This is a genomic window from Bacillus pseudomycoides DSM 12442 (assembly GCF_000161455.1).
GTDB lineage: Bacteria > Bacillota > Bacilli > Bacillales > Bacillaceae_G > Bacillus_A > Bacillus_A pseudomycoides.
Window position 1 is genome coordinate 4153145 of record NZ_CM000745.1, and the last position, 26007, is coordinate 4179151.

A 26007-nucleotide genomic window follows, 5' to 3' on the forward strand; every position below is an offset into this window, starting at 1 on the left:
GCCGCTCATTTGCGACTCCCTTATGTTAACATCTTCGTTTTTCGATGTCAACTAAGTTTTTTAATTTCTTTTTTCGCTTTCTGCTGTTTCGCATCAGCGACGGTTATTAATATAGCATGTAGAAAAATGAAATGCAACACCCTTTTAAAACTTTTTATAAAAAATAGCCAAGTTTCTCTATTTACGTCATATAATTAATATAATATATATCCATTTTGATTTTCCAACATATAAATCATTGCTATTACAGAACAAGAAGTGACCTGCATTCGGTTCCTCTCTTTACTTTTACTTGGCATGGGGTTGGAAGAGGGGCTGACCGCTTCTATGCATGGATGGATTCTCTCTCCCACCTAAAAAAGGTTTGTGTCGGTTTTTCAATTTGTATTTATATAGAATATTCTTCTTTACATACAGCCTATCTTCCATCAACACAGTTTTTCTCTACATTTCAATTCGTCTCAACGCGTTTATAACTTCTTATCCATATTCTTTACAAAGATACAATTCACAACTTTATAAGATGAACTTTCTATTGATAGATTGTCATCACCACTACATCGAACAAACTTACAAGGAGGAATATACATATGGACTATACCGATTTACTAATCAAGTTAGGTCTCTCTGCTATTTTAGGATTTGCTATCGGTTTAGAACGTGAATTGAAAAGAAAACCACTTGGTTTAAAAACGTGCTTAGTCATTTCAATTATTAGCTGTCTCCTCACGATTGTTTCTATTAAATCAGCTTATAACTTACCTCATACAGATCATATCAACATGGATCCCCTTCGCCTTGCAGCTCAAATTGTATCTGGAATTGGTTTTTTAGGCGCCGGTGTTATTTTAAGAAGAGGAAATGACAGTATCGCAGGCTTAACTACCGCCGCTATGATTTGGGGAGCTTCCGGTATTGGAATCGCTGTGGGGGCTGGTTTTTATCTTGAAGCAATTTTCGGCATGTGTTTTCTTATGATTAGCGTCGAACTCATTCCATTAACAATGAAAGTTTTAGGTCCTAGGTCACTCCGGCAACGAGATATCGCTGTCAAACTTGTTGTAAGCAATATGAAAAATATCCCTATTGTTATTGAAGAAATAAAAGCAATGGACATAAAAGTAAAAAACATGAAACTCAAAACATTAGAAAATGGTTCACACTTTTTACAACTAAAATTGTCTGTCGATCAAAAAAGACATACAGCTGACGTCTATTATGCGCTGCAACATTTAGAAAGTGTACAGCAAACTGAAGTTGAAAGTATGTAGTACTCCTTATGAACTACTGAAAAAACTCTCTTACAAAACAGAGAGTTTTTCTTTTTTTCATAATGGTAACAATGTAGCTATACAAAATGAGGAGGAATATAAGTTTGAAATCACGAGCTAACCTAGTAGATGTATTTCGCGACTCCATTATTTTCCGCTTAATTAGCTTCATTGTTGTACTTATTACTGTTTTTGGTTTTCTAATATATAAATTAGAACCCACTTACTTTTCTACATGGTTTGATGGAATCTGGTGGGCGCTTGTTACAACCTTTACTGTCGGTTACGGTGATTACGTTCCACATACACCTGCAGGAAAACTTACAGGCATGATTCTCATTTTATTAGGCACAGGTTTCTGCTCCTATTATATGGTATTATTCGCTACCGAAATGATTAGTAAGCAATATATGAAAATTAAAGGCGAAGAAGCTGCTTCTTGTCATGGTCATATGATTATTGTCGGCTGGAATGAGCGCGCAAAACAAGTCGTGAGCCAAATGCATGTGTTACAACCAGACCTTGATATCGTACTCATCGACGAAACCCTTTCCTTGCTTCCAAAACCTTTCCATCACTTAGAGTTTATTAAAGGATGTCCACACCATGATCAAACTTTATTAAAAGCAAATATTAAAACAGCCCATACGATTTTAATAACGGCAGATAAAGAAAAAAATGAAAGCTTAGCTGACACACAATCAATTTTAAACATTTTAACTGCTAAAGGACTGAATCCAAATATTCACTGTATCGCTGAACTACTCACTTCTGAACAAGTTCAAAATGCAACTAGAGCGGGAGCGACAGAAATTATAGAAGGAAATAAATTAACAAGCTACGTCTTTACTGCATCTCTTTTATTCCCTTCTATTTCAGGTGTATTATTTACACTTTATAATGAAATCTCGGAAAGTAAATTGCAGCTGATGACTGTTCCTGCATCTTATAGCGGAAAAACTTTCGAAGCTTGCAGTAGCCTCCTTTTAAAACAAGGCACCCTACTGCTAGGTGTACAGCGGAATGAACAATATCACATCAATCCCATTCATTCCTTCGTTACTATTGAAAGCGACGTATTTATCGTAATTAAACATTAATGAGATGCTTTTCCAACTCTTTTACTAATGCCTTTCCAATATCAATATATTTTCTTTTTATATTCCCATCTGCATCTTGTGGCTCTGCAAATTGATCTAACCCACTTGCTCCAGCTGCTAATGTATTTACCTGATCATCCAGTTCGTCTTGGTATACATGTGAAAGAAGATACGGTGTATCAAGGCGAACAACTACTCCTGGTACATCCAGCTCTCCTTCAACTGCTGTAAATGGTACTCTTAAAAATTGATACCCATCTTCCTCATCTACTTTATAATCGAAGCATCCTTTGTCGTAATCCCAATTGCCGCCGATACTATAACCAAGCGGTTTTAATACTTCTTCTAATTTAAAAAGGGCATATGTATGGCCTTCTAAATTTGATTGAATTGGAATCAAGCTATTCATCCTTCCTAGACTTTTTCCTTAGCATGCCCGATTCGTATTTGTTCTAATATCGATATATCGGCGATTCGACACAACTTATCGACTATTCAGTAACATTCGACAAGTCTCATCCCAATCTTTCCAATAAAAAAAGCTATCGGGACTATCCCGATAGCTTTTTCCTCTTTTCTTTGTCCAGCTACAGCGGCTAGAACCTTCGGTCATTTCGCTCTCTCGGTCGAAGTAAAAAACACTTCTTCGTCGAGAACTCCAATGCCTTGCGGTTCTTAGCAAGCCGCTTCCGCTTTTCTTACTTCAAACGTTCTTCTAATTCTGCTTTTAATTCTTCGAATCCTGGTTTTCCAAGAAGAGCAAACATGTTTTTCTTGTATGCTTCTACACCTGGTTGGTCAAATGGATTTACACCTAATAGGTAACCGCTCATCGCACATGCCTTTTCAAAGAAGTATACAAGGTAACCGAATGTGTATTCATTTAATTCTGGAATGTTTACGATTAAGTTTGGTACCCCGCCATCACTATGAGCTAGTAATGTACCTTCGTATGCTTTTGTGTTTACGAAGTCTACTGTTTCACCAGCAAGGTAGTTCAGACCATCTAAATCGTTCTCATCTAATTCAATTTTTAGTTCATGTGTAGATTTTCCTACTTTAAGAACTGTTTCAAATAAGTCACGACGTCCTTCTTGAATGTATTGACCTAATGAATGTAAATCAGTAGAGAAGTTTGCTGAAGATGGGAAAATTCCTTTTTGATCTTTCCCTTCACTTTCGCCAAATAGTTGTTTCCACCACTCAGCAAAATATTGAAGTGCTGGCTCATAGTTAACAAGCATTTCAATCGTTTTTCCTTTATTATATAGAGCATTACGTACAACTGCATATTGGTAAGCAGGGTTTTCTTCCAGCTCAGATTTTGCAAAGTCATCATGTCCGGCAGCTGCACCTTGCATCATCTCTTCAATATTTAAACCACTCACTGCAATTGGTAATAAACCAACTGGTGTTAATACAGAGAAACGACCGCCAACATCATCTGGAATCACGAATGTTTCGTATCCTTCTTCGTCAGCTAATGTTTTTAAAGCACCACGCGCTTTATCAGTTGTTGCATAAATACGTCTACGCGCTTCTTCTTTTCCATATTTCTCTTCTAACAATTTACGGAAAACACGGAATGCAATTGCAGGTTCTGTTGTTGTACCTGATTTGGAAATAACGTTAATGGAGAAATCTTTACCTTCTAATACATCCATTAAATCTTTCATATAAGTGGAGCTAATGTTTTGTCCAACAAATAGCACTTGTGGAGTTTTGCGTTGTTCTTTAGAAAGCGTATTGTAGAAAGAATGGTTTAACATTTCAATTGCTGCACGTGCTCCTAAGTAAGAACCACCAATACCTATAACAAGTAAAATGTCAGAGTCATTTTTAATTTTCTCTGCACTTTTTTGAATGCGAGCAAATTCTTCTTTATCATATTGAAGCGGAAGCTCTACCCACCCAAGGAAATCGTTCCCAGCTCCAGTTTTTTCATGGATTGCATGGTGTGATACTTTTACTGCATCACGTAAATAAGTTAGTTCTTGTTCACTGATGAACGATAACGCTTTAGAATAATCGAACGTCACATGTGTGCTCATTTTTTTCCCTCCAATTATGTATATGTATTTCTGTATTCACTTTAGCGAAACTGGGATTGTAAATCAAGCAATTGGAGAATTGTAAACGTAACCAATATGTATTTTTTAAAAAAAGTTCATTTTTCGCATAAAAATTCGCATTTTTAAGTATAGATGTATATACATCCTGTAATGAATATTTTTTGTGTATAAAAACAACAAAGGAGAGTCATTCTATAAAAGAGTTAAGTTGTAGAAGGCGCACTTCCATTTTCGGATTTCGCTTTATACCCACCAACCTCATATAGGTGGATTCTTACTACTCACGAAAACTAAAGGCTTGCTTATGCTTCAAATTTAAGGAGGATTACTCAAGATGAGTACTTTACAACGTATTGCTTTAGTATTCACTGTAATTGGTGCCGTCAACTGGGGACTAATTGGATTCTTTCAATTTGATTTAGTAGCAGCTATCTTCGGTGGGCAAAGTTCAGCACTTGCACGAATCATTTACGGTATCGTTGGTATTTCTGGGCTGATTAACCTTGGTTTATTATTTAAACCATCCGAAAATCTCGGAACACACCCAGAAACACGCGAAGTTCGATAATAAGCGAAGCACGGACTTCGCATTTCCCATCCGACATACGAATATGATTGCATGCAATCATATTTGCTAATATATATCATAATAAAATAAAAGAGAATCGCTAATTTAGCGACTCTCTTTTATTTTGTTAACTGTGATTCTTCAATCCACTCTGTTAACTTCTCGCGAAGCGTATTGAATCCTTTATCAGATGGATTTGGTACGATAATTCTTCCTTGCTTACGCTTTGCTGCTTTTAACGATAAACTCATTTTTCTGTGTTCTTCATCAATTGAAAGTACCTTTACTTCTACTATATCTCCAACCTTTAAAAAATCGTGAATATCTTTTACATACCCATTTGTAATTTCAGATATATGCACAAGTCCTTGTGTTTCTTGATCCAATGCTACAAATGCACCGTAATCTTGAATTCCAGTTACTTTCCCTTTTACAACCACTCCTGTTGTGTATTGTTCTGACATATGAAACACTCCCATACGTTTACCAGTTTCCCTGCTATTTGCAGGTTGCAGTAAAAGTACCCACCTCAACATTTAAACGCATGTATACGCAAAGTGAGTAACTGCTCATAAATATCCAATTGGTGAAGACTCATTCCCAAGCGGAAAGAAATATCCCACTTGAGAAAAACTTCACTCTATATTAGTAAATTATACCACCAGCTCCCATTTCATTCAAAATTCATGAAAAAGTTTCCTTTAGTAAGTATAATTTTCAAATATTGGGATAGAATACTAACACATGGCTTTCTAGTATTCCCCCCCTTTTATGGACAAAACGTATTCTGTTTTGTCCTTTTTTTATTTTCTACAAATCGTTTCATTCGCTTCATGGCTTCCATTAATTGTTCAAGCGAAGTTGCATATGAACATCGAATAAACCCTTCACCGCTCTCACCAAACACACTTCCAGGTACAACTGCAACTTTTTCTTCTAGCAATAATTGCTCCGCAAATTCTGCTGAGGATAATCCTGTTGAAGAAATCGAAGGAAACACATAGAATGCTCCGCCTGGCACATGACACGTTAAGCCCATTTCATTAAACGATGTCGTCATAAAATTACGGCGCTTTTTATAACTTTCTCTCATTCGAATGACTTCATCATTTCCAAAACGAAGCGCTTCTAATGCTGCAAATTGTGACATCGTCGGTGCGCACATCATTGAATATTGATGAATTTTCAGCATCAACTCTGAAAAGTGGACAGGAGCCGCAATCATTCCAAGGCGCCATCCAGTCATCGCAAATCCTTTTGAAAATCCTGAAATTAAAATCGTATGATCACGCATATTTTTAATGCTCGCAAAACTCGTATAAGCCTCGTCATATACAAGCTCCGCATAAATTTCATCAGATAATACAATGAGATTATACTTTTCAACGATTACTGCTAACTTTTCTAATTCAAACTTGTTTAAAAGTGCTCCTGTTGGATTATTTGGAGAACAAAGTAAAATTGCTTTTGTTTTTGTTGTAATCGCTGCTTCAATTTGCTCCGACTGTACTTTAAATGCATCCTCTAATGACGTTGCTACCGGAACCGGCACTCCTCCAGCTAATGTAACAAGTGGGCCATATGATACAAAGCTCGGTTCAATGATGATCACTTCGTCGCCAGGGTTTACAATAGCGCGCATCGCAACATCTAACGCTTGGCTCGCTCCAACTGTAACAATAATTTCTTCATCTGCATTATAGGAAACATGAAATTGCTTTTGAAGATACTTTGCTATTTCTTGACGTAACTCCAATAATCCTGCATTTGCAGTATATGCTGTGTATCCTTCTTCTAACGAACGAATACATGCCTGTCTCACATGCCATGGTGTAACAAAATCCGGCTCTCCCACCCCTAGTGAAATAACACCTTTCATACCTGCCGCTAAGTCAAAAAACTTACGGATACCGGATGGTTGTAAAGATTCTGCTGCTCTTGATAGTTCAAACTGCTTCATGGTGCCACCACAATCCGTTTATCATCATCAGTTTTGTCATAAATAAGTCCCTCATGTTTATATTTTTTCAAAATAAAATGTGTTGTTGTTGACACAACTGATTCAATTGTTGCTAACTTTTCAGAAACAAAACTTGCCACTTCACTCATACTTTTTCCTTCCAACGTAATAGAAAGGTCGTATGTCCCTGACATTAAATAAACCGATTTCACTTCTGAATAACGGTAAATTTGTTCTGCAACAGAATCAAAGCCAACACCGTGCTTCGGTGTAACTTTCACATCAATCATAGCTGTTAAACCGCTATGTTCTTTTACTTTTGTCCAATCTATATGTGTAACATAATCAACAATGATTTTTTCTCTTTCTAATTTCTCAACCATTTCTTTTACTGCTTCTACTTTTATATTTAACATTTTTGCTAAAGTTTCTACGGATAAACGACTACTTTTTTCAAGACAAGCTAATAATTCTAATTCTTTTTCAGTCACCATATTCTTCATCCTTCCTTTTGTTTGTTTTTAAATTATACAGACACCTTTTTATGTTTGAAAAGAAGATTTTTTTAGAGAATTATGTGAAAATGAAAAAGAAAGGGGCGGAAACCGTGAAACCAAAAGTATATATCGCTGAACGCGTTCCAAAATTTGTAGAAACATATCTCTCCGAGCATTGTGAATATGAAAAATGGGATAGTAGTGAAAAGATTCCTCGTGAAGTTCTATTAGAAAAAATAAAAGATAAACATGGCTTGCTTAACTTTGGGACAAAAATCGACGAAGAGTTATTGCGAGCAGCTCCTCACTTAAAAGTTGTGAGCAACATTTCTGTTGGCTATGATAACTTTGATTTAGAAGCGATGCAGGGCAGAAACGTGATTGGAACAAATACTCCATATGTATTAGATGATACAGTGGCCGATCTTGTTTTCGCTCTTATGCTATCAGCCGGACGACGCGTATGTGAGCTTGATTCTTATGTAAAAGACGGTAATTGGAATGCCGAAATTACAAAAAAGCACTTCGGACTGGATGTACATCATAGTACAATTGGGATTATTGGAATGGGGCGAATTGGAGAAGCTGTTGCCAAGCGCGCAAAATTTGGATTTGATATGAATGTCCTTTATTATAATCGGCGTCGTAAGGAAGAGGCCGAACAAAAATTTGATGCCGCGTACTGTGATTTACACACACTACTAAAGCAATCTGATTTCATTGTTCTTTTAACGCCATTAACAGAAGAAACATATCAGCTCATTGGAGAAAAGGAATTTTCATTAATGAAAGAAACAGCTATTTTCATTAATGCTTCCCGCGGGAAAACAGTTGATGAACCTGCATTAATCGACGCACTGAAACAAAAGAAAATCTTTGCAGCAGGTATCGATACATTTACACAGGAACCGGTCGAAAAAGATAATCCGTTATTATCTTTAACAAACGTCGTTACGCTGCCGCACATCGGATCTGCGACATTAAAGACAAGACACCAAATGGCAATGACCGCTGCAGAAAATTTAGTTGCAGGGTTACAAGGAAAAACACCGCCTAATATTGTACGAGGATAACACTTAACACTGAAAAAGGTAGGATGGACCCCCATCTTGCCTTTTTTTGTTAACATAAATCTTTTTCTACTAGGAGATGATATGAAAAAAATCAATGGAGTGAAAGAAAATGAAACATGAGCTAGAGCATCCCTACTTCACTTTTTCCACTCGCGGTACTACTGTTCATTACGAATTGTATGAACACCAGAGTAATGAGGAAAAACCAACTTTTGTACTCGTTCACGGTTTTCTCTCATCCTCATTTAGTTACCGACGACTTATCCCACTGCTTGCAAAAGAAGGAACGGTTGTCGCGCTTGATTTACCACCGTTCGGAAAAAGTGATAAGTCCAACCAATTTATATATTCCTATCATAATTTAGCAACTATAATTATCGATTTAATGGAACACTTAGCACTCCAAAACATTGTGCTAGTCGGTCATTCAATGGGCGGACAAATCTCACTCTATGTCAATCGCATACGTCCTGATTTAATTACAAAAACAATCTTACTATGTAGCTCAAGCTACTTAACACGAGCAAAGTTTCCGCTCATCTACTCTTCCTATTTACCGTTCTTTCATTTATACGTAAAAAATTGGATTATAAGAAGAGGCATCGTTCATAATTTAATGAATGTCGTTCATGACCACTCTTTAATTGATGATGAAATGATGGAAGGGTACGCTGCTCCCTTTTATGATAACCGCATTTTCCCTGCTTTAACGCGAATGATCCGGGACCGAGAAGGAGATTTATCATCAGCTGAATTACGAAAGATCGAGACCCCAACCTTACTCATTTGGGGTGAAAAAGACCGCGTTGTTCCCGTTCATGTCGGGCACCGGCTACACAAAGACTTGCCAAACTCTACATTTATTTCATACGAAAATACAGGACACTTGCTACCAGAGGAAAAGCCAGAGCATGTATATGAAGAAATCATAGCATTTTCAGCACAATAGTATTCATATACACATCAGCGCTTTTTAAAATATATCGGCGCTTCGACACAACATATCAACCATTCTACAAGGTACGATATAAAGTGAAACTTTATTCAGTGGGAGATCTTCATCCCCGATCTAATTTCTTTGCTTTCGCTGAATTTTGAGGTGGGAGTGCTACTGCCAGTTAATGCGGGATAAACTTCCTACTAAAAAAGCTGTCGGAACTTCCGACAGCCTACAATGCACAACTTCCGCCTTCTTTTAATACGAGTAATTCCTGTGCTAATTTCTCGCATTTTTCAATAGCTGGTACTTCTTCAAACGACATAAAATAAATATGCTGTATTTTTTTTGCAATATATTTCGGATCGTCAAACGCACTTACCACGTACACAACATCGCTTGCTTCTGTTTCATAAAATTCCGGTCCCATTTGAAAAGGATCCCAATTCTTCACCATTTCCACCATCTTTTCATATGCGCCCATCTACTTCCCGCCTTTTCCTATTTTTCACTCTTTTCTTTATCGTATCACATCAGCTATTCTAGAAGAAGGGAGGAACTTTCACAAAATTATAGATTCAAGTAGAAGGGAGCAAAAAAGATGCAGCAATTTCATAAAACTGTAAACCGCCGGGGAACACATAGTGTAAAGTGGGATACATATAAGAATGAAGAATTGTTACACGCATGGATTGCAGATATGGATTTCCCTATTCCAGAGCCAATTCAATCTGCACTGCAAAAACGCCTTGGGCATCCTATTTTCGGATATACAATGCCACCTGAAGAAATAACAGATATTATTTGTCGTTGGACAAAAAGTGCATACAATTGGGATATAAAAGAAGAATGGATTGTATTTAGTTCAGGTATCGTTCCTGCTCTTAGCACTAGTGTACAGGCTTTCACAACTGAAAATGATGCCGTACTTGTACAACCACCTATTTATCCCCCATTCTTTGACATGGTCACAAAAAATAACCGTCATGTATGGGAAAGTCCATTACTTTTACAGGGCGGCACATACACAATGGATTTTGAACATTTGGAAACACAGTTTCAGCAAGGTGTAAAACTTATGTTTCTTTGTAGTCCACACAACCCGGTTGGTCGCGTTTGGACAAAAGACGAGCTTACAAAACTCGGCACGCTATGTGAACAATATAATGTAACCGTTATCTCAGATGAAATTCATGCAGACCTTATTTTCTCAGGTCATACACACACGCCATTTGCTTCATTGTCAAAACAATTAGCAGCGCGTACAATCACTTGCATGGCGCCAAGTAAAACATTTAATATCGCAGGCTTACAGGCATCTATTATTATTATTCCTGACAAAAAACTTCGAAATGCCTTTACAGCTGTTCAACACCGGCAAGGCTTTCATGGGTTAAATACATTTGCTTATGTAGCAATGCAAAGCGCCTATACAGAGTGTAACGATTGGCTAGCAGAAATGCGTTTATATATAGAAGAAAATGCCCGATTTGCTTGTGAATTTATCAAGCAGCATATCCCTACCCTTTCCGTTATTCAATCAGAAGGTACTTTTTTACTATGGGTCGACTGTTCTCGCCTTGACCTATCTCAAAAAGAACGAACAAAACAGCTTGAAGAAAACGGGAAAATTATCGTTGAACCAGGTGAAAAATACGGAGCAGGTGGAGAACAACATATTCGGATTAACATCGGCTGTTCAAGAAGACAACTTGAAGAAATACTACATAGACTTAAGTGTGCATTTTCATAATTAACTGAAAAAAGCTACCCTTTCAAAGGTAGCTTCTACTTTTTCTTAGCGGCTGCCTTTTCTACAATGACGCCACAAGCAATTCGATTCCCTGAATTTCCAGCAGGTTGCGTCATACCATCATCAGGCTTTTCCGTAATAATGATAGACGCACCATCTTTTCGATGCAGTGTTGTTTTCCCTTCTTGAAGTGATACATTAGGCGCTTCAATCTCCGCCTTAATCTTTCCTGTATCATCCGCAATAACATTCGGCAAATCACCATTCTCTGCACCTTTTGGATTCATAAGTCCATGTTTCTTTTTCTTCTCTAAATTAAAATGATTACCAGCTGATATAAAACGTGGTGCTTTACACTCTCCAATTTCATGAATATGTAATCCATGTACACCTGGCAAAAATCCTTCTGCCTTAATGGATATTTTCACACCACTTGTTTGCTGCTTCACTTTTGCTGTTCCAACTTTATCACCAGAAGCATTATATAATTTCACATCGATTTCTTTCGGATTTCCTTTATCACAACCTGCCATAAGAAACAGCAAACAACACCCGAATAAAAGCTGCTTTTTCATCACAATTCCCTCCAGAATACATTCTGCCCTTAGATTGTCCGAGCATAGAGGGAAACATACAAAAACGAATTAGTGTTTCTTTTCCGCTAACAGCTTTCGCTCCACTTTCTCCAAACGTTCCGCCTCTCTCTTTGATACGCGAATAAACATGCGCCATGTTGCAATCGCACCGATTATAAATAAAACACAAACAATCCCTGGAATAATATATTCTGTTTTATCTTCTGGAAAATATAAAGGCATCATGAAGATCACTCCTCCCTACAAGTTTAACGTCCCAATTTTTTATTCTTTCAATCGAGTTTACTCTATTCAGTAAATCCCACGGCAAAAATACATCTATACCTGTGAATTCATCGAAGCAAACGATACATACCTTCATCCTTTTGATTCCACAGAATTTTCTGTTATATCATTTCGAATTATAACATTTCTCTGATCACAAGCACACCTAACTTCTCAAAATCATTCTCCAGCAAATGATTTCTTTGACTCTATTCCCCACTTTCCTTACTATAAAATTGAGGTGAAAAATATGAACGAAACATTCCAAATTGGTGATATCGTTACTGGTATCTATAAAACAGGAAAGTATATCGGTGAAATTACAAACAGCCGTCCTGGAAGTTACGTTGTGAAAGTGTTAGCTGTTTTAAAACATCCAACGCAAGGTGATTTACATAATGTAAAACAAGCGGATGTTCCATTTTTCCATGAAAGACGCGCTTTAGCATTCAGGGAGCAAACAAATATCCCGCAGCAAATGGTGAAAAAATACGATGGCGATATTCCGGATTATAAAGAATCCTTACAATCCGCACTAGAAGCACAAATGAATGCATTCTCAGCAGATGATGGTCCGTTTGCGAGGCGTAGTTTGCAGACACTCCAGCAGTTAAAACAAGATTACAAGCTGTAAAAAAACAAAACGACCAAATTACACAGTTTGTAATTTGGTCGCTATTGTGTACTCACTTTCTTTAACACCTTTGAAAAATCGATGAGTTCACCTAAAGTCGGGGGAGATGGTTTTACTAAATATTCTTTATCCTTTTCAACCAGTTTAAAAATATTATAGGTCGTTATCGCATCATCAAGCGCGCAATGATGCTTTCCTGTTCCTACTTTCCCGTACGCTTCAATCGCTTTCCATAATCCAGTTTGATTCCGTTCGCCAAAGAAACGTTTATACTCGAGTGATAAATCTCGGCATTGCCCCGAAAAAGGAAACTCGGCACCTATGGCCTCACAATTATGCTTCAATACTTTCATATCCATATTACCCCACGTTACAATTGTTGTTTGACAACGTTTTTCATATTGTACAAGTTTCTCGACAAGTTCCAAAAAAGAAATTCCTCCGTCTACCGCTTCCTGATTAATTCCTAAAAATTTTTTACACCGCTCTGTTAAGCATGAAAAAGTTTCCGGTCGTACATACGATGAATACGTATCTTCCACTACACAATCAACAACTGATACGAGTCCTACCTCAATAATTTCTGGAAAAAAACCCTTTGGTTTCTTCCTATTTTGAGGCATCGTGAACTCAAAATCCAAAAATAAAAATTGTTGTCCATCCATACGATCCCTTCCTTATCATTCTGTCTACTTTGTACTCCTACACGAACAGGCTCGAATGCTATTACATAAGATACATTCAGATTGATGTATCTTATGTATATGTCAAATAACCACAAATATTTTTAAAAAGAAGAAAAATTCATTTGTACAGAAAATATGACAAAACAAACCCTTTCATTTACATCCGACATTTTTCTACTTTATAATGGCTTTAAGTGTGTTTCTTCCAGAAATTTATGACACACTAAGAAAAGTTACCCGAAAGGAGATGGAATTTTTGCACGAAACAACGCAAGAAATCGCTAACTGGCAATATTACTTTGCAATCGCAGTCTTTCTAATTACATATGCCATTATCATTTCAGAAAAAATTAACCGTGCTGTTATCGCACTTCTCGGTGCAGCACTTATGGTCATCTTTGGTGTCGTCGACTTGCACAACGCTTTTACAAAACATATTGAATGGGGAACCATCACGCTACTGATCGGTATGATGATATTAGTAAACATCACAAGTAAATCAGGCGTATTCCAATATGTTGCAATTAAAGCCGCTAAACAAGCACAAGGAAATCCAATTAAAATCTTAATTTCTCTTTCTTTGCTTACCGCGCTCGGTTCCGCATTTCTAGATAACGTAACAACTGTACTTCTTGTTGTTCCCGTTACTTTATCTATTACGCGCATTTTACAAGTAAATCCTGTTCCATATTTACTTTCCGAAATTATTTTTTCAAATATTGGGGGAACTGCAACATTAATTGGTGACCCACCAAACATTATGATTGGTTCTGCAAACAAGCATTTAGATTTTAATGCTTTCTTATTCAACTTAGCCCCAATCGTACTAATTATTATCGCTGTTACCGCAACAATGATTTACTTTATGTACCGCAAGCAGTTAATTGCTGACCCTATACAAATTAAAAAACTAATGAGCTTAGACGAAAAACAATACATTAAAGATGCTGTATTAATGAAAAAATCTTTAACTGTACTTGGACTTACAATCCTCGGTTTTATGACTCATTCTATTTTCCACATTGACGCCGCAGTAATCGCATTAACAGGTGCTACTGTACTTATGTTAATCGGTGTAAAAGAGCATGAAATTGAAGAAGTATTCGCTCACGTAGAGTGGATTACAATTTTCTTCTTTGCCGGTCTATTCGTACTCGTTGGTGGACTTATTGATATCGGACTTATCAAAATGTTAGCTCAAAAAGTAATCGGTTTAACAGGCGGAGATGTTTCTTACGCATCCATTCTTATTTTATGGGTATCCGGCATTGCTTCAGCAACAATCGATAACATTCCGTTCGTTGCAACAATGATTCCACTTATTAACGATATGGCAGTCGGTCTTGGTCTATCACCTTCTGATGCACAAATCGATGTATTATGGTGGTCATTAGCATTAGGGGCCTGTCTAGGTGGAAACGGAACATTAATCGGTGCTTCTGCTAACGTAATCGTTGCTGGAATCGCAAGCCGTGAAGGACACCGATTTAGCTACGTGGACTTCTTAAAAGTTGGTTTCCCAATTATGATTGTTTCATTAATTGTTTCTCACATTTATATTTATCTGCGTTACTTAATGTAGGTATAAAAAGCGGAAGTGGCTCGCTTAGAATGTGAAGGGGATGGAACTTCTGACATAGAGGCGCTCTTTGCCTCGGCGGAAGAAGCGAAGCCACCGAACATTCTAGCCACTGGAGCTGGATTTCATAAAAAGCGGAAGTGGCTCGCTTAGAATCACTATCCAAAAAAGGCTATCGCTAGATGCGATAGCCTTTTCCCTTTCTATTTTCCATCATATATCGGCGGTTCGAAACAACATATCGACCGTTCGACAATATGCAACATGATTATTCATAATAGATCCTAATATTTCGTTGGCTCATTTCGAATCAAAAACAGGTGAATCGGAAGAAAAATAGAACATGTTATCACATGGATGACTGTAAATAATATTGCGTTCGTACCATAACGCTCCAAAATGGCGTATACTAAGTAAATCGACAGAACAAGTACTACAACACTTGCTAAAAGGCTTATGATTGGAATGAAGTTCAAAATAAAACAAGCAACGTATATACCAAATACTTTCCATCCAGCCCCTTCTTTCAAAAAGTCAGGTAACTTCTCCCTTGCCAAATCCCCCCATACTTTACTATTTAAAAATGGAATAAAAGCAAGAATGCCATCTTCAGCACCATCATTTTTTGCCATTGTATAGAGTGCAAATGCAGTTAGCAAATACGCAATAAATGCCCAGATTAAAATAATAACAATAGCAACAAAACTAAGAGCAAAAAAACCCGCTAATATACTTTGATCTTCCATCGCTCCCTCTCCTTTCTACTCTCATCGGATTTCTTATATCCATTTCATATCACTTCTTTATATAATATGAACAAAGACCATGAAAGGAGAACAATTTTATGCACCCATTTGTAAAAGCCTTACAGCAACAGTTTATCGCACATCAAAATACTGAAAAAGCAGAACCAATGGCTCGTTATATGAAAAATCATTTCCCATTTCTCGGTATTCAAACACCGGAAAGAAGAAAGCTATTACGTGAAGTCATACAAGTACATAGACTTCCAGACAAAGAGGACTTTCAAACCGTCATCCTTGGACTTTGGGATTTACCAGAACGCGAATTCCAAGCCGCCGCTCTCGATCTATTACAGAAATATAAAAAGCATCTCGATAAAACTCACATCCCGTTCTTAGAAGAACTCATTATAACGAAATCATGGTGGGATTCCGTTGATGGCATTGTTCCTACTTCCCTAGGAAGCATTTTTTTGAAACATCCAGAAGCCATTCAAACATACATCCCGAAATGGATTGCTTCAGAAAATATATGGTTACAGCGCTCCGCAATCTTATTTCAACTAAAATATAAAGAACAAATGGATGAAAAACTTCTCTTCTCAATCATTGGACAACTCAAATCTTCAAAAGAATTTTTCATCCAAAAAGCAATCGGCTGGGTACTTCGTGAATACGCAAAAACAAGCCCAGATGTTGTATGGGAATATGTTCAAAATCATCAACTTGCTCCTCTAAGCAAACGTGAAGCAATTAAACATATTCGCTCTACTATGAGCACCTCTTCAGATTGAACTACCCCCACCTTCACTTCATTTAGAGGAGGGGGGCTTCTCGGTTAAAATGATAAAGAATAGTAAAATAGGCGAAACTCTATCATATATATCCATCTTGATTTTCCAACATAGCAGTCCCTGCCATGAAAACAAAAGAAGATATCCACTTATTTTCTCCTTTTGTTTTCACTTGGTATGGGGCTAAAAAAGTCACTGTCCGCTTCTAGCCATGGGCGGACGCTCTCTCCCATCTAAAAAAGAAAGGTTTTCTATCCTTTTTTCAATTTGTATTTATACAGATACAATCGTTCCTCTATTGTGATTTAAAAAGGAACATGATAGAATATGGTCATTATTATAAAATATAGTAGCGATGACAGACTTATAAGTACTTGCACAAAAAGCGATTCAGGGATAGTGAAAGCCTGAAAAAGCAAGGAAACGGCAGTCTCGAGCAATACGTGATAAAGTGGATGTGTGTTTACGCACACATCAACTAGGGTGGAACCGCGGGTATACAAGCTCGTCCCTAGGCAAAAATGCCTAGAGACGAGCTTTTTTGTATTTCAAGGCGCAAGCGGCTTGCTCGAGAAATTGCCATTCAACAAGTACATCCAGTCATCGCCAATACGTTAACTTTTAAAAGGAGGATTTTATTATGTATTCAATGGAACAAGTTGTAAACTTAGCGAAGCATCGCGGTTTTGTTTTCCCTGGTTCTGAAATTTATGGTGGTCTTGCAAACACTTGGGATTACGGTCCACTTGGTATCGAATTAAAAAATAACGTTAAAAAAGCTTGGTGGAAAAAATTTATTCAAGAATCTCCATACAACGTTGGTTTAGACGCAGCGATTTTAATGAACCCAAAAACTTGGGTAGCTTCTGGTCATGTTGGTAACTTTAACGATCCAATGATTGACTGTAAAAAATGTAAAGCGCGTCACCGTGCTGATAAATTAATTGAAGATGCTTTAGATGCAAAAGGCATCGAAATGATCGTTGATGGTCTTACTTTCGATCAAATGGCTGGATTAATGAAAGAACATGAAGTAAAATGCCCAGATTGCGGTAGCGAAGACTTCACTGAAATCCGTCAGTTCAACTTAATGTTTAAAACATTCCAAGGTGTTACAGAATCTAGCACAAACGAAATCTTCCTTCGCCCTGAAACAGCACAAGGTATTTTCGTAAACTTCAAAAACGTACAACGCTCTATGCGTAAAAAACTTCCATTTGGTATTGGCCAAATCGGTAAAAGTTTCCGTAACGAAATTACACCTGGTAACTTCACATTCCGTACACGTGAATTCGAACAAATGGAGCTTGAATTCTTCTGTAAACCTGGTGAAGATTTAGAGTGGTTCACATTCTGGCGTAACACTTGTAAAAACTGGTTACTATCACTTGGTATGCACGAAGAAAGCATGCGTCTTCGTGACCACGGTGAGGAAGAGTTATCTCACTACAGTAACGCAACAACAGATATCGAATTTAAATTCCCATTCGGCTGGGGCGAACTTTGGGGCGTTGCATCTCGTACAGACTTCGACTTAAAACGTCACATGGAACATTCTAACGAGGACTTTAACTATATCGATCCACAAACGAACGAACGTTACGTACCATACTGCATCGAACCATCTCTTGGCGCAGACCGCGTAACATTAGCATTCTTATGTGATGCATACGAAGAGGAACAATTAGAAAACGACTCTCGTACAGTTCTTCGTTTCCACCCTGCTTTAGCACCATACAAAGCAGCAATCTTACCACTATCTAAAAAGCTATCTGAAGGCGCTGGGGAAGTGTTCGCAGAACTAGCAAAAGACTTCGTGGTAGACTTTGACGAAACTGGTTCTATCGGTAAACGTTACCGTCGTCAAGACGAAATCGGTACACCATTCTGTATCACTTATGACTTCGACTCAGTTGAAGACAAAGCTGTTACAGTACGTGACCGTGACACAATGGAGCAAGTTCGTATGCCAATTAGCGAACTAAAAGGCTTCTTAGAGAAGAAAATCCAGTTCTAATGATAGAAAGGCTGCCTCTGGGCAGCCTCTTTTATTGCTCACGCTTCTCTTTAATTGCAACTGTACATCTTGAAATGCAAAGTAAATCATCATTTTCATCAATGATGCGCACATCCCAAACCATTGTTGTTTGTCCTTTATGAATCGGCGTACCGATTGCTGTTACGATTCCATCGCGTTTCGCGCGAATATGATTCGCATTTATTTCAAGACCAAAACAAATACACTTTTCTTGATCAATTAAATTATAGGAGCCTACGCTCGCTACAGTTTCTGCTAATGCAACTGATGCGCCACCATGTAAAAAACCAAATGGTTGATGTGTGCGTCCATCTACTGGCATAGTTGCTACTACTTTTTCTTCTGTCATTTCTAACAGCTCAATCCCAAGTGCATCCATTAATGTTTTCGACATACTACTTCCTCCTTTTTCTTGTTTAAAAATGTATAATTTTCCCTATTTATTTTCAAACTACCTATAGCACTTATATAAGGAGGTTCTATCTACATGAAAAACAAATTCTATATTCTATTACTCTTAGTCTCCTTGCTCATTATTGTACCAAATTATACGAATGCAGCCCACCCTTCTAACCTGACAATCGATATTAAGCCTGTCACACAAAAAGGTAAGAAACCTTATCTTGAATATCAAATTAGCAGACCTTATTTTAGTAATTTTTACGATACAAAATTTCAAAAAAAGTTGAATACATACTATAAAACAACTACTGATCGTTTTAAAACAACATTAGCGAAAGAAGCAAAAAAATATTATACAGAGGCTCAGGAATCAAATGCTCCTTTTCATCCATATGTTGCAAATGTTGACTATAAAGTAACATTGCAAAAATCTCCCTTACTCAGTCTCTATGTAAATTATTATCAGTATACAGGCGGAGCACACGGACTATATACATGGAAGGCGAATACATTTGATTTAAATGAAAAAAGATTACTTAATTTGGACGACTTATTTCAAAAAGACAGTACGTATCAAGATATCATCCGCACAGAAATCGTTAGACAAATTAAGCAAAATGAAAGTATCTATTTTCCAGATGCAACTGAAAAAGTCATGAGTACAAAGAAATTTAACTATTATTTGGAACCCGATCATCTTGTCATCTATTTCTCATTATATGAAATAGCTCCTTACTCAAGCGGTATTCCACAATTTCGCATTCCATACACTTTACTTAGAGAAGCACTAAAGCCTAACTACCAAAACATTTTAATTGACAACGGATAAATGGATTCGCTACTATATTGTTAACCAAATAACAACTGGAGGTTAACAATATGAGACAATTACGTGCTTTAGATTTAGCACTAGCTGCCATGTTTGTTGCGCTCATGGCGATTGGTGCGAATATCGTATCCTGGGCACCGTTTTTACAAGTGGCTGGTATTCCACTTTCCATGCAACCATTTTTCGCAATTTTAGCAGGTCTTCTTCTTGGAAGCAGACTTGGGGCCTTATCTATGACTGTTTATATGCTTGTCGGTATTGCAGGAGCACCAATTTTCGCGCAGTTCAAAGCTGGATTTGGCGCACTTTTAGATCCTACTGGTGGTTTTATTATCGCATTCATTATCGTTGCTTACGTATCAGGAAAACTAGTAGAACAAAGAGAAAAACCACAATTCAGTACCTTTGCAATCGCGTCTTTTACAGGAATTATTTTAACCTATATCATTGGTACTACTTATATGTATGCAGCTGTAAACTTCTGGATGGGCGGAAATATGAGTTACAAAGCGGCTTGGACAATTATGATGTGGTTCGCGGTTAAAGATATGATCTTTACAATTATCGGTGCTATCATCTCACCTCGCATATATTATGCTGTACGTCGTTCTGCTTATCAGCATTCTCATTCGAGACTATAATAACGAAAAAGGAGCTACTTGAAGTAGCTCCTTTTTGTATTAAGACTCTTGTTTCATTTGTTCTTCTAAAATTTCCTTCATCATAACAAGCATATCATCTCTTAATTCTTCATGCTGAAGTGCCATTTCAATTGTCGTTTGAACAAAGCCTAATTTTTCCCCAACATCGTAACGCTTTCCTTCAAAGTCATAAGCAAATACACGTTGAATTTCATTTAAACTTTGGATTGCATCTGTTAATTGAATTTCACCACCTGCACCAACATTCTGGTTTTCTAAGAACATAAAGATTTCAGGTGTTAAGATGTAGCGTCCCATAATCGCTAAGTTTGAAGGAGCTGTACCTTGCGCTGGCTTCTCAACAAACTTTCGAACTTGATAACGACGACCTTCTTGTTCTAGTGGATCAATAATTCCATAACGATGTGTTTCTGCTTCTGGAACTGTTTGCACACCAATAACAGAAGAAAGTGTTTTATCATATTCGTCAATTAATTGACGTAAACATGGTTTTTCAGCTTGAACAATATCATCACCTAATAAAACAGCGAATGGTTCATCACCAATAAACTTACGTGCACACCAAACCGCATGCCCTAATCCTTTTGGCTCTTTTTGACGGATATAATGAATATCAACCATTTTAGAAGAAGCTTGTACTTTTTCAAGTAACTCATATTTTTTCTTCTCTAATAAGTTTTGTTCTAATTCGAACGCATTATCGAAATGATCTTCAATAGAGCGCTTTCCTTTACCAGTAACGATAATAATATCTTCAATTCCAGATGCCACAGCTTCTTCTACAATGTATTGAATCGTTGGCTTATCTACAATTGGAAGCATTTCTTTCGGCATCGCTTTTGTTGCCGGTAAAAAACGCGTTCCTAATCCCGCAGCGGGAATAATCGCTTTTCTCACTTTTTTCATAACAAATACCCTCTTTTCTGTTCTAATCGTCCAGTACCTTTTCTTATTGTATGGTGTAATTCTCTATTTTCTATAAAGTGAACCTTTCATCCACCTTCAGCAAGCGAATTTTTTTCCATATGCAAGAAAAGAGGAGGCCGTTCTACGTTCTCCTCTTTCTTCCTCCATTAATGGAAGTAACACTCTATCTCATTATAAACGATTCATGATATCTTCTTTAATAGCAAGTAACTTTTGTTCACTATTTTGTAAGGAATCATCTTTCACACCAAAATAAAACTTGATTTTTGGCTCTGTTCCAGATGGACGTAGGCAGAACCAAGAACCATCCGCTAATTGATATTTTAACACATTTGATTTCGGTAAGTGAATTTCTTCCTTATTTCCATCTATTAGTGATGTAATGATGCTTGCTTTATAATCTTCTACAGAATTCACTGTTAAGCCAGCCACTTCTTTTGGTGGATTTTCACGGAATGATGCCATCATCTCTTGAATTTTCTCTGCACCATCTTTTCCTTTTAGCGTTAACGATACAAGGTCTTCACGGAAGAAACCGTATTTCGCAAACACTTCTAATAAACCATTGTATAACGTTTTGCCTTGTGATTTATAATATGCTGCAACTTCACATGCAAATAAAACAGATTGTACTGCATCTTTATCACGGCAGAATGGACGAATTAAATAGCCATAACTTTCTTCATAGCCAAATTGAAATTCATATTGTCCACTTTCTTCATACTGCTTAATCTTCTCACCGATAAATTTAAATCCAGTTAATGTATCTACTGTATCTAAGCCATACGCTTTCGCAATTGTACGACCAATTTCAGAAGTTACGATTGTTTTTAACACAACACCGTTTTCTGGAAGTGTACCGTTTTGTTTCTTTTGTGATAATAAGTAATCAAGCATTAACGCACCCGTTTGGTTTCCTGTTAACACTTGATACTCACCAGCGTGATTACGAACAGCTACGCCAAGACGATCTGCATCTGGATCTGTTGCGATTAGCACATCCGCTCCCACTTTTTCTCCATCACGAATCGCAAGTTCAAACGCTGCGTGCTCTTCTGGGTTTGGTGATTTTACTGTTGAAAAGTTTGGATCTGGTAACTCCTGTTCTTTTACGACTGTTACGTCTGTAAATCCAACTGCTTCTAAACCACGACGCGCTGGAATATTGGATGTTCCATGTAGTGGTGTAAAGACGATTTTTAAATCTTTTCCAATTTCTTGTACCATTTCTTTATTGATGATGACTGTTTTTAACTGTTCTAAATATGCATCATCTACTTCTTGTCCAATGATATGTAATAAGCCATCCGCTTTCAATTGTTCCACATCAGCAACTTCTACTGTTAATTCATCTTCTACTTCATTTACGTAGCTAATTAATTCGTCTGCTTCTTTCGGAGGCAATTGTCCACCATCTTCTCCATATACTTTATAACCGTTATATTCAGGTGGATTATGACTTGCCGTAAGAACGATTCCACTTACTGTATGTAAATAACGCACTGCGAAAGAAAGTACTGGCGTTGGGCGTAAACTTTCAAATACATATGTTGTAATGCCATGCGCACCAAGGGTAGCTGCTACTTCCATTGCAAATTCAGGTGATTTATGACGAGAATCATACGCGACAACAACGCCACGTTTCTTCGCTTCTTCACCTAATTTTTCAATAAAGTGCGCCAATCCTTTTGTTGCTTTTCGAACTGTATATACGTTTAAACGGTTCGTACCAGCACCAAGTTCTCCGCGCATACCACCTGTACCGAATTCTAAGTTTTTATAGAAGCTATCTTCTATTTTCTTTTCATCCTGCTTCATATTTTCTAGCTGTTCTTTTAGTTCTGCATCTAAGTTTACATAGGAAAGCCAGCGACTATATTCTTGTTTCCAATCCATTTTCTTATCTCCTCTCGCATGTCATAACTACATTATATGAAAAAAACGACAAGTATCTCAATATATTTTAAAGTATAGCAGGATTTTACTATTGTGATTTGCACACACTAATGCTATATAATTCAAACAAAAAGGTGAGAAAAATGGAAGAATGGGGATTATCAGACGAGTTAAAAATAAAAACGAAACAAATGATTGAGGTTGTAGAAGCGGAATTACGGAGCATGAAACAAACGGTTGAACAAGACGGTGAGTGCATTTTATGTAAAATGGAAGAAATTCATCATCTACTAAGCAATGTTCAAACCCTAGCAGCTTCTTATTATTTAAAGGCATATTTATCACCATTTACATCAGGTTACGCTCCCCTTACAACAGCAATTCATCATTTAGGTGATAGGAAACATGGTGCCTTAATTGTTGTAGAAAGAAATGATTCACTTGATTCCCTTATTCAAACTGGAACAAGACTTGAAGCTTATTTAACCGTTCCACTACTGGAATCTATCTTTTATCCAGGAAATCCTCTTCATGACGGAGCTATTCTCATTAGAAGTAATCATATTGTTTCAGCAGCGAACATTCTCCCTTTAACAAAAAATATAGAGATTGATTCAAAACTTGGAACACGCCACCGAGCTGCAATAGGTTTATCTGAAAAAAGCGATGCACTCATATTAGTTGTCTCTGAAGAAACAGGCCGCACATCTTTTGCGTTAAACGGAACGTTATATACCATTTCTTTATAAGAAAAGGCAGCGTAATCCGCTGCCTTTTCAAAAACCTCTTATTCTTCTCCAAAACGGTCAACCAGTGTTGCAAGTGTACGAACCATTGCACCTGTTGCTCCTGCTGGCCCCAAATCATGTGCACTCGTTGTATCAGAAGTTCCAGCGATATCTAAATGTACCCATGGCGTTTCTTCTGCAAACTCACCAAGGAATGTTCCCGCCATTACCGCATGACCTTCACGGCCTGGTGAGTTATTTAAATCTGCGAATTTACTGTTACGAACACGCTCTTTATCGCGCTCGAAAATCGGTAATTGCCAAATCGGCTCATCTGTTTCCATCGATGCTTCTAGCACTTGTTCAAACAATGTTTCATTGTTTGTCATTGCACCCGTTGTATGGTTTCCAAGCGCTACAATGACACCGCCTGTTAACGTTGCAATATCAACAAGATAGTTCGCACCAAGTTTCTTCGCATACGTAATACCATCAGCTAATGCTAGACGGCCTTCTGCATCTGTATTTAATACTTCAATTGTTTTACCGCTCATAGATGTAATCACATCATCTGGCTTAAATGCTGTACCGCTCACAACATTATCTGTTGATGGGATAACAGCAACTACGTTTTGTTCTGGGCGAAGTTCTCCGATAATTTCCATTGCCCCAAGAACAGCTGCAGCGCCGCCCATATCACCTTTCATGCCAACCATACCTTCACGTGGTTTTAAAGAGTAGCCCCCTGTATCATATGTAATCCCTTTTCCCACAAATCCGATAACATCCGTCCACTCTTCTTTTCCTTTATAAATAAGAGCAATCATTTTTGGTGGCTCTGTAGAACCTTGGTTTACTGCAAGTAATGCACCCATACCAAGCTCTTCCATCTCTTCTTTCTCAAGTACTTTATAATCCATATCATATTTCTCAGCTAATTCAACTGCATACTCTGCAAGTTTTGTTGCTGTTAATACGTTTGGCGGCATATTTACAAGTGTACGAGCTGAATTTGTCGCACGTCCATGCACATACCCTACTGTTAATGCAGCTTCGATTTCTTTTGCATCTTCTGCTGTAATAACCGTAAAGTTTTCTAACTCTACACTTTCTTTTTTGTCCGTTTTATATGTTTGTAAATCATATGTACCAAGGCAAGATACTTCATTGGCAATATGCGCAACATCAATTGCGTCTAACTTATCAGTTACGAAAGAATCAAGTAAAATTGCTGCATCTTTTACTTTGTCAGCTTTTAATGTTTTAAATGCTTTACTAAGTGAAGTACGTAATGTTTCTGTTGAGTATGCTTCTTTTTTGCCAAGACCGACAAAATAGTAGCGTTTTACATTTGTTTTTCCTAAGCTATGTAGTTTGGAAATGGATTTTTTCTTTGCACTAAGCTCTTTCTCTTCTAATAAAACTTGTAATTGTCCTTCAAATGCTTTGTCCAATTCTTGTACAAAGCCGCTCGTTTTCTCTTCTTCAAATAAAGCAACGATTACTGCTTCATGGCTTGCTAATTCTTTTTGTACTTGAAACATGTTCAGCCCCCCTAGATTTCTCTATTGTCATTATAACTGCATTTTCCCTAAAATGCGATAATTCTAACTTCTCTTTCACTTCATATATAGAATGTGCTCCGGTAATGACGGTAAATTATGTATTTGTTCATATGGGACTTTCTCTACCTTTTCAGGTATGATTTTCCGGCAACTTTGAATAAATACCACGACTCCGTTCACATCTAAATTCCAATACAAAGGGCAGTACGGCCTCAAATATTGCTCCGCCACTTCCAACATAAGCCGCGCTCCTTTTACATTTCCATAGCTGTAATGATACTGAGCAACTACCATCTGTAATAAGCCTTTTAAAAATAAATTGCTCCGCTCTTCTAGCCACATTTCTTCGAGTAAATCATGGCACGTATAATAATCTTCTTCATTATATTTCACGAAAAACTCATAATACGCCAAAGGATAGTCTTCCACTTCC

General features: G+C 37.4%; 29 protein-coding genes and 1 pseudogene. 14 read left to right on the forward strand and 16 right to left on the reverse strand.

What is annotated here, in order from left to right; translation table 11 throughout:
- The first annotated feature begins 590 nt into the window (after positions 1-590).
- Both BPMYX0001_RS21190 and BPMYX0001_RS21195 read left to right on the forward strand, forming a co-directional pair.
- The gene (locus BPMYX0001_RS21190) at positions 591-1271 is read left to right on the forward strand and encodes an MgtC/SapB family protein (RefSeq protein WP_006096359.1); all 681 of its coding nucleotides are present in this window, start codon (positions 591-593) and stop codon (positions 1269-1271) included.
- Positions 1272-1375: 104 nt separating this feature from the next.
- Complete coding sequence (locus BPMYX0001_RS21195) at positions 1376-2371, forward strand: potassium channel family protein (protein ID WP_033799192.1); 996 nt, start codon at positions 1376-1378, stop codon at positions 2369-2371.
- Here the strand turns inward: BPMYX0001_RS21195 and BPMYX0001_RS21200 are convergent.
- Both BPMYX0001_RS21200 and BPMYX0001_RS21205 read right to left on the reverse strand, forming a co-directional pair.
- Positions 2361-2771, reverse strand: a complete 411-nt coding sequence (locus BPMYX0001_RS21200) for a YugN-like family protein (protein ID WP_018782835.1) — start codon at positions 2769-2771, stop codon at positions 2361-2363. The two genes, BPMYX0001_RS21195 and BPMYX0001_RS21200, sit on opposite strands and share 11 nt — an antisense overlap.
- Before the next feature lie 298 nt (positions 2772-3069).
- Positions 3070-4422 (reverse strand): glucose-6-phosphate isomerase, encoded by a 1353-nt coding sequence (locus BPMYX0001_RS21205; protein WP_006096361.1) that lies wholly within the window; start codon positions 4420-4422, stop codon positions 3070-3072.
- 355 nt (positions 4423-4777) lie between these two features.
- Here BPMYX0001_RS21205 and BPMYX0001_RS21210 point away from each other — a divergent pair, with 355 nt between their 5' ends.
- Positions 4778-5011: a DUF378 domain-containing protein gene (locus BPMYX0001_RS21210; protein WP_003201633.1), complete on the forward strand. Its 234-nt coding sequence runs from the start codon at positions 4778-4780 to the stop codon at positions 5009-5011.
- A 119-nt stretch (positions 5012-5130) separates the two neighbouring features.
- Here BPMYX0001_RS21210 and yugI read toward each other — a convergent pair whose 3' ends face one another.
- The 3 genes from yugI to BPMYX0001_RS21225 all read right to left on the reverse strand — a co-directional run bounded on the left by yugI (position 5131) and on the right by BPMYX0001_RS21225 (position 7465).
- Entirely contained in the window at positions 5131-5475 is a 345-nt protein-coding gene (gene yugI / locus BPMYX0001_RS21215) for a S1 domain-containing post-transcriptional regulator GSP13 (protein WP_018767503.1), read from the reverse strand.
- Between the two features lie 305 nt (positions 5476-5780).
- On the reverse strand, positions 5781-6971 hold the full coding sequence (locus BPMYX0001_RS21220) for an aminotransferase (RefSeq protein WP_033799193.1): 1191 nt from the start codon (positions 6969-6971) through the stop codon (positions 5781-5783).
- Positions 6968-7465, reverse strand: coding sequence for an Lrp/AsnC family transcriptional regulator (locus tag BPMYX0001_RS21225; RefSeq protein WP_003201624.1), 498 nt, complete (start codon positions 7463-7465; stop codon positions 6968-6970). Before BPMYX0001_RS21225 ends, BPMYX0001_RS21220 begins: the two co-directional genes overlap by 4 nt.
- 83 nt (positions 7466-7548) lie before the next feature.
- Here BPMYX0001_RS21225 and BPMYX0001_RS21230 point away from each other — a divergent pair, with 83 nt between their 5' ends.
- Complete coding sequence (locus BPMYX0001_RS21230) at positions 7549-8541, forward strand: 2-hydroxyacid dehydrogenase (RefSeq protein WP_033799194.1); 993 nt, start codon at positions 7549-7551, stop codon at positions 8539-8541.
- A gap of 109 nt (positions 8542-8650) precedes the next feature.
- A complete protein-coding gene (locus tag BPMYX0001_RS21235; protein WP_006096364.1) occupies positions 8651-9490 on the forward strand; it encodes an alpha/beta fold hydrolase in 840 nt (279 codons plus the stop codon).
- 220 nt (positions 9491-9710) lie between these two features.
- Here the strand turns inward: BPMYX0001_RS21235 and BPMYX0001_RS21240 are convergent, their stop codons facing one another.
- Positions 9711-9962, reverse strand: a complete 252-nt coding sequence (locus BPMYX0001_RS21240; RefSeq protein WP_006096365.1) for a DUF1871 family protein — start codon at positions 9960-9962, stop codon at positions 9711-9713.
- Between the two features lie 117 nt (positions 9963-10079).
- On the opposite strand from BPMYX0001_RS21240, the gene BPMYX0001_RS21245 reads away from it, so the two are divergent.
- The gene (locus tag BPMYX0001_RS21245) at positions 10080-11231 is read left to right on the forward strand and encodes a MalY/PatB family protein (RefSeq protein ID WP_003201616.1); all 1152 of its coding nucleotides are present in this window, start codon (positions 10080-10082) and stop codon (positions 11229-11231) included.
- A gap of 35 nt (positions 11232-11266) precedes the next feature.
- Here the strand turns inward: BPMYX0001_RS21245 and BPMYX0001_RS21250 are convergent, their stop codons facing one another.
- The 3 genes and pseudogenes from BPMYX0001_RS21250 to BPMYX0001_RS34180 form a co-directional block, all read right to left on the reverse strand.
- Positions 11267-11806: a superoxide dismutase family protein gene (locus BPMYX0001_RS21250; RefSeq protein ID WP_033799195.1), complete on the reverse strand. Its 540-nt coding sequence runs from the start codon at positions 11804-11806 to the stop codon at positions 11267-11269.
- A gap of 69 nt (positions 11807-11875) precedes the next feature.
- Positions 11876-12052 (reverse strand): hypothetical protein, encoded by a 177-nt coding sequence (locus BPMYX0001_RS33300; RefSeq protein WP_003201612.1) that lies wholly within the window; start codon positions 12050-12052, stop codon positions 11876-11878.
- A pseudogene (locus tag BPMYX0001_RS34180) lies at positions 12051-12188 on the reverse strand (ThiJ/PfpI family protein); the annotation flags it as partial. The pseudogene BPMYX0001_RS34180 and the gene BPMYX0001_RS33300, both read right to left, overlap by 2 nt.
- 153 nt (positions 12189-12341) lie before the next feature.
- Between BPMYX0001_RS34180 and kapB the strand changes: the two are divergent.
- Entirely contained in the window at positions 12342-12725 is a 384-nt protein-coding gene (gene kapB, locus BPMYX0001_RS21255; protein ID WP_018782839.1) for a kinase-associated lipoprotein KapB, read from the forward strand.
- 41 nt (positions 12726-12766) lie between these two features.
- Here the strand turns inward: kapB and kapD are convergent, their stop codons facing one another.
- Positions 12767-13390 carry a 3'-5' exonuclease KapD gene (gene kapD / locus BPMYX0001_RS21260; RefSeq protein ID WP_003201608.1) on the reverse strand — a complete coding sequence of 208 codons (624 nt, stop codon included), beginning with the start codon at positions 13388-13390 and terminating at the stop codon, positions 12767-12769.
- A 277-nt stretch (positions 13391-13667) separates the two neighbouring features.
- Between kapD and BPMYX0001_RS21265 the strand changes: the two genes are divergently transcribed.
- Positions 13668-14993 (forward strand): ArsB/NhaD family transporter, encoded by a 1326-nt coding sequence (locus tag BPMYX0001_RS21265; RefSeq protein WP_018767497.1) that lies wholly within the window; start codon positions 13668-13670, stop codon positions 14991-14993.
- Between the two features lie 15 nt (positions 14994-15008).
- Positions 15009-15143 carry a hypothetical protein gene (locus tag BPMYX0001_RS34575; RefSeq protein ID WP_006096369.1) on the forward strand — a complete coding sequence of 45 codons (135 nt, stop codon included), beginning with the start codon at positions 15009-15011 and terminating at the stop codon, positions 15141-15143.
- A 131-nt stretch (positions 15144-15274) separates the two neighbouring features.
- Here BPMYX0001_RS34575 and BPMYX0001_RS21270 read toward each other — a convergent pair whose 3' ends face one another.
- On the reverse strand, positions 15275-15736 hold the full coding sequence (locus BPMYX0001_RS21270) for a hypothetical protein (RefSeq protein ID WP_003208937.1): 462 nt from the start codon (positions 15734-15736) through the stop codon (positions 15275-15277).
- 98 nt (positions 15737-15834) lie between these two features.
- Here BPMYX0001_RS21270 and BPMYX0001_RS21275 point away from each other — a divergent pair, with 98 nt between their 5' ends.
- On the forward strand, positions 15835-16527 hold the full coding sequence (locus BPMYX0001_RS21275) for a DNA alkylation repair protein (protein ID WP_006096370.1): 693 nt from the start codon (positions 15835-15837) through the stop codon (positions 16525-16527).
- A 640-nt stretch (positions 16528-17167) separates the two neighbouring features.
- Positions 17168-18544 (forward strand): glycine--tRNA ligase, encoded by a 1377-nt coding sequence (locus BPMYX0001_RS21280; protein ID WP_006096372.1) that lies wholly within the window; start codon positions 17168-17170, stop codon positions 18542-18544.
- Between the two features lie 31 nt (positions 18545-18575).
- Here BPMYX0001_RS21280 and BPMYX0001_RS21285 read toward each other — a convergent pair whose 3' ends face one another.
- The gene (locus BPMYX0001_RS21285; RefSeq protein WP_006096373.1) at positions 18576-18959 is read right to left on the reverse strand and encodes a hotdog fold thioesterase; all 384 of its coding nucleotides are present in this window, start codon (positions 18957-18959) and stop codon (positions 18576-18578) included.
- Between the two features lie 93 nt (positions 18960-19052).
- Between BPMYX0001_RS21285 and BPMYX0001_RS21290 the strand changes: the two genes are divergently transcribed.
- Complete coding sequence (locus BPMYX0001_RS21290; RefSeq protein WP_033799196.1) at positions 19053-19796, forward strand: DUF3298 and DUF4163 domain-containing protein; 744 nt, start codon at positions 19053-19055, stop codon at positions 19794-19796.
- A 50-nt stretch (positions 19797-19846) separates the two neighbouring features.
- Positions 19847-20437, forward strand: a complete 591-nt coding sequence (locus BPMYX0001_RS21295; protein ID WP_006096375.1) for a biotin transporter BioY — start codon at positions 19847-19849, stop codon at positions 20435-20437.
- Positions 20438-20476: 39 nt separating this feature from the next.
- Here the strand turns inward: BPMYX0001_RS21295 and galU are convergent, their stop codons facing one another.
- Together galU and BPMYX0001_RS21305 are read right to left on the reverse strand one after the other, a co-directional pair.
- Positions 20477-21364: a UTP--glucose-1-phosphate uridylyltransferase GalU gene (gene galU, locus BPMYX0001_RS21300; RefSeq protein WP_003201589.1), complete on the reverse strand. Its 888-nt coding sequence runs from the start codon at positions 21362-21364 to the stop codon at positions 20477-20479.
- Between the two features lie 192 nt (positions 21365-21556).
- On the reverse strand, positions 21557-23281 hold the full coding sequence (locus tag BPMYX0001_RS21305) for a phospho-sugar mutase (RefSeq protein ID WP_006096376.1): 1725 nt from the start codon (positions 23279-23281) through the stop codon (positions 21557-21559).
- Positions 23282-23424: 143 nt separating this feature from the next.
- Between BPMYX0001_RS21305 and cdaS the strand changes: the two genes are divergently transcribed.
- On the forward strand, positions 23425-24030 hold the full coding sequence (gene cdaS, locus BPMYX0001_RS21310) for a sporulation-specific diadenylate cyclase CdaS (protein WP_018782846.1): 606 nt from the start codon (positions 23425-23427) through the stop codon (positions 24028-24030).
- 38 nt (positions 24031-24068) lie between these two features.
- Here cdaS and BPMYX0001_RS21315 read toward each other — a convergent pair whose 3' ends face one another.
- Together BPMYX0001_RS21315 and BPMYX0001_RS21320 are read right to left on the reverse strand one after the other, a co-directional pair.
- Positions 24069-25553, reverse strand: a complete 1485-nt coding sequence (locus BPMYX0001_RS21315) for a leucyl aminopeptidase (RefSeq protein WP_006096377.1) — start codon at positions 25551-25553, stop codon at positions 24069-24071.
- A gap of 75 nt (positions 25554-25628) precedes the next feature.
- Positions 25629-26003, reverse strand: a complete 375-nt coding sequence (locus BPMYX0001_RS21320) for a DUF309 domain-containing protein (RefSeq protein WP_006096378.1) — start codon at positions 26001-26003, stop codon at positions 25629-25631.
- Positions 26004-26007: the final 4 nt, after the last annotated feature.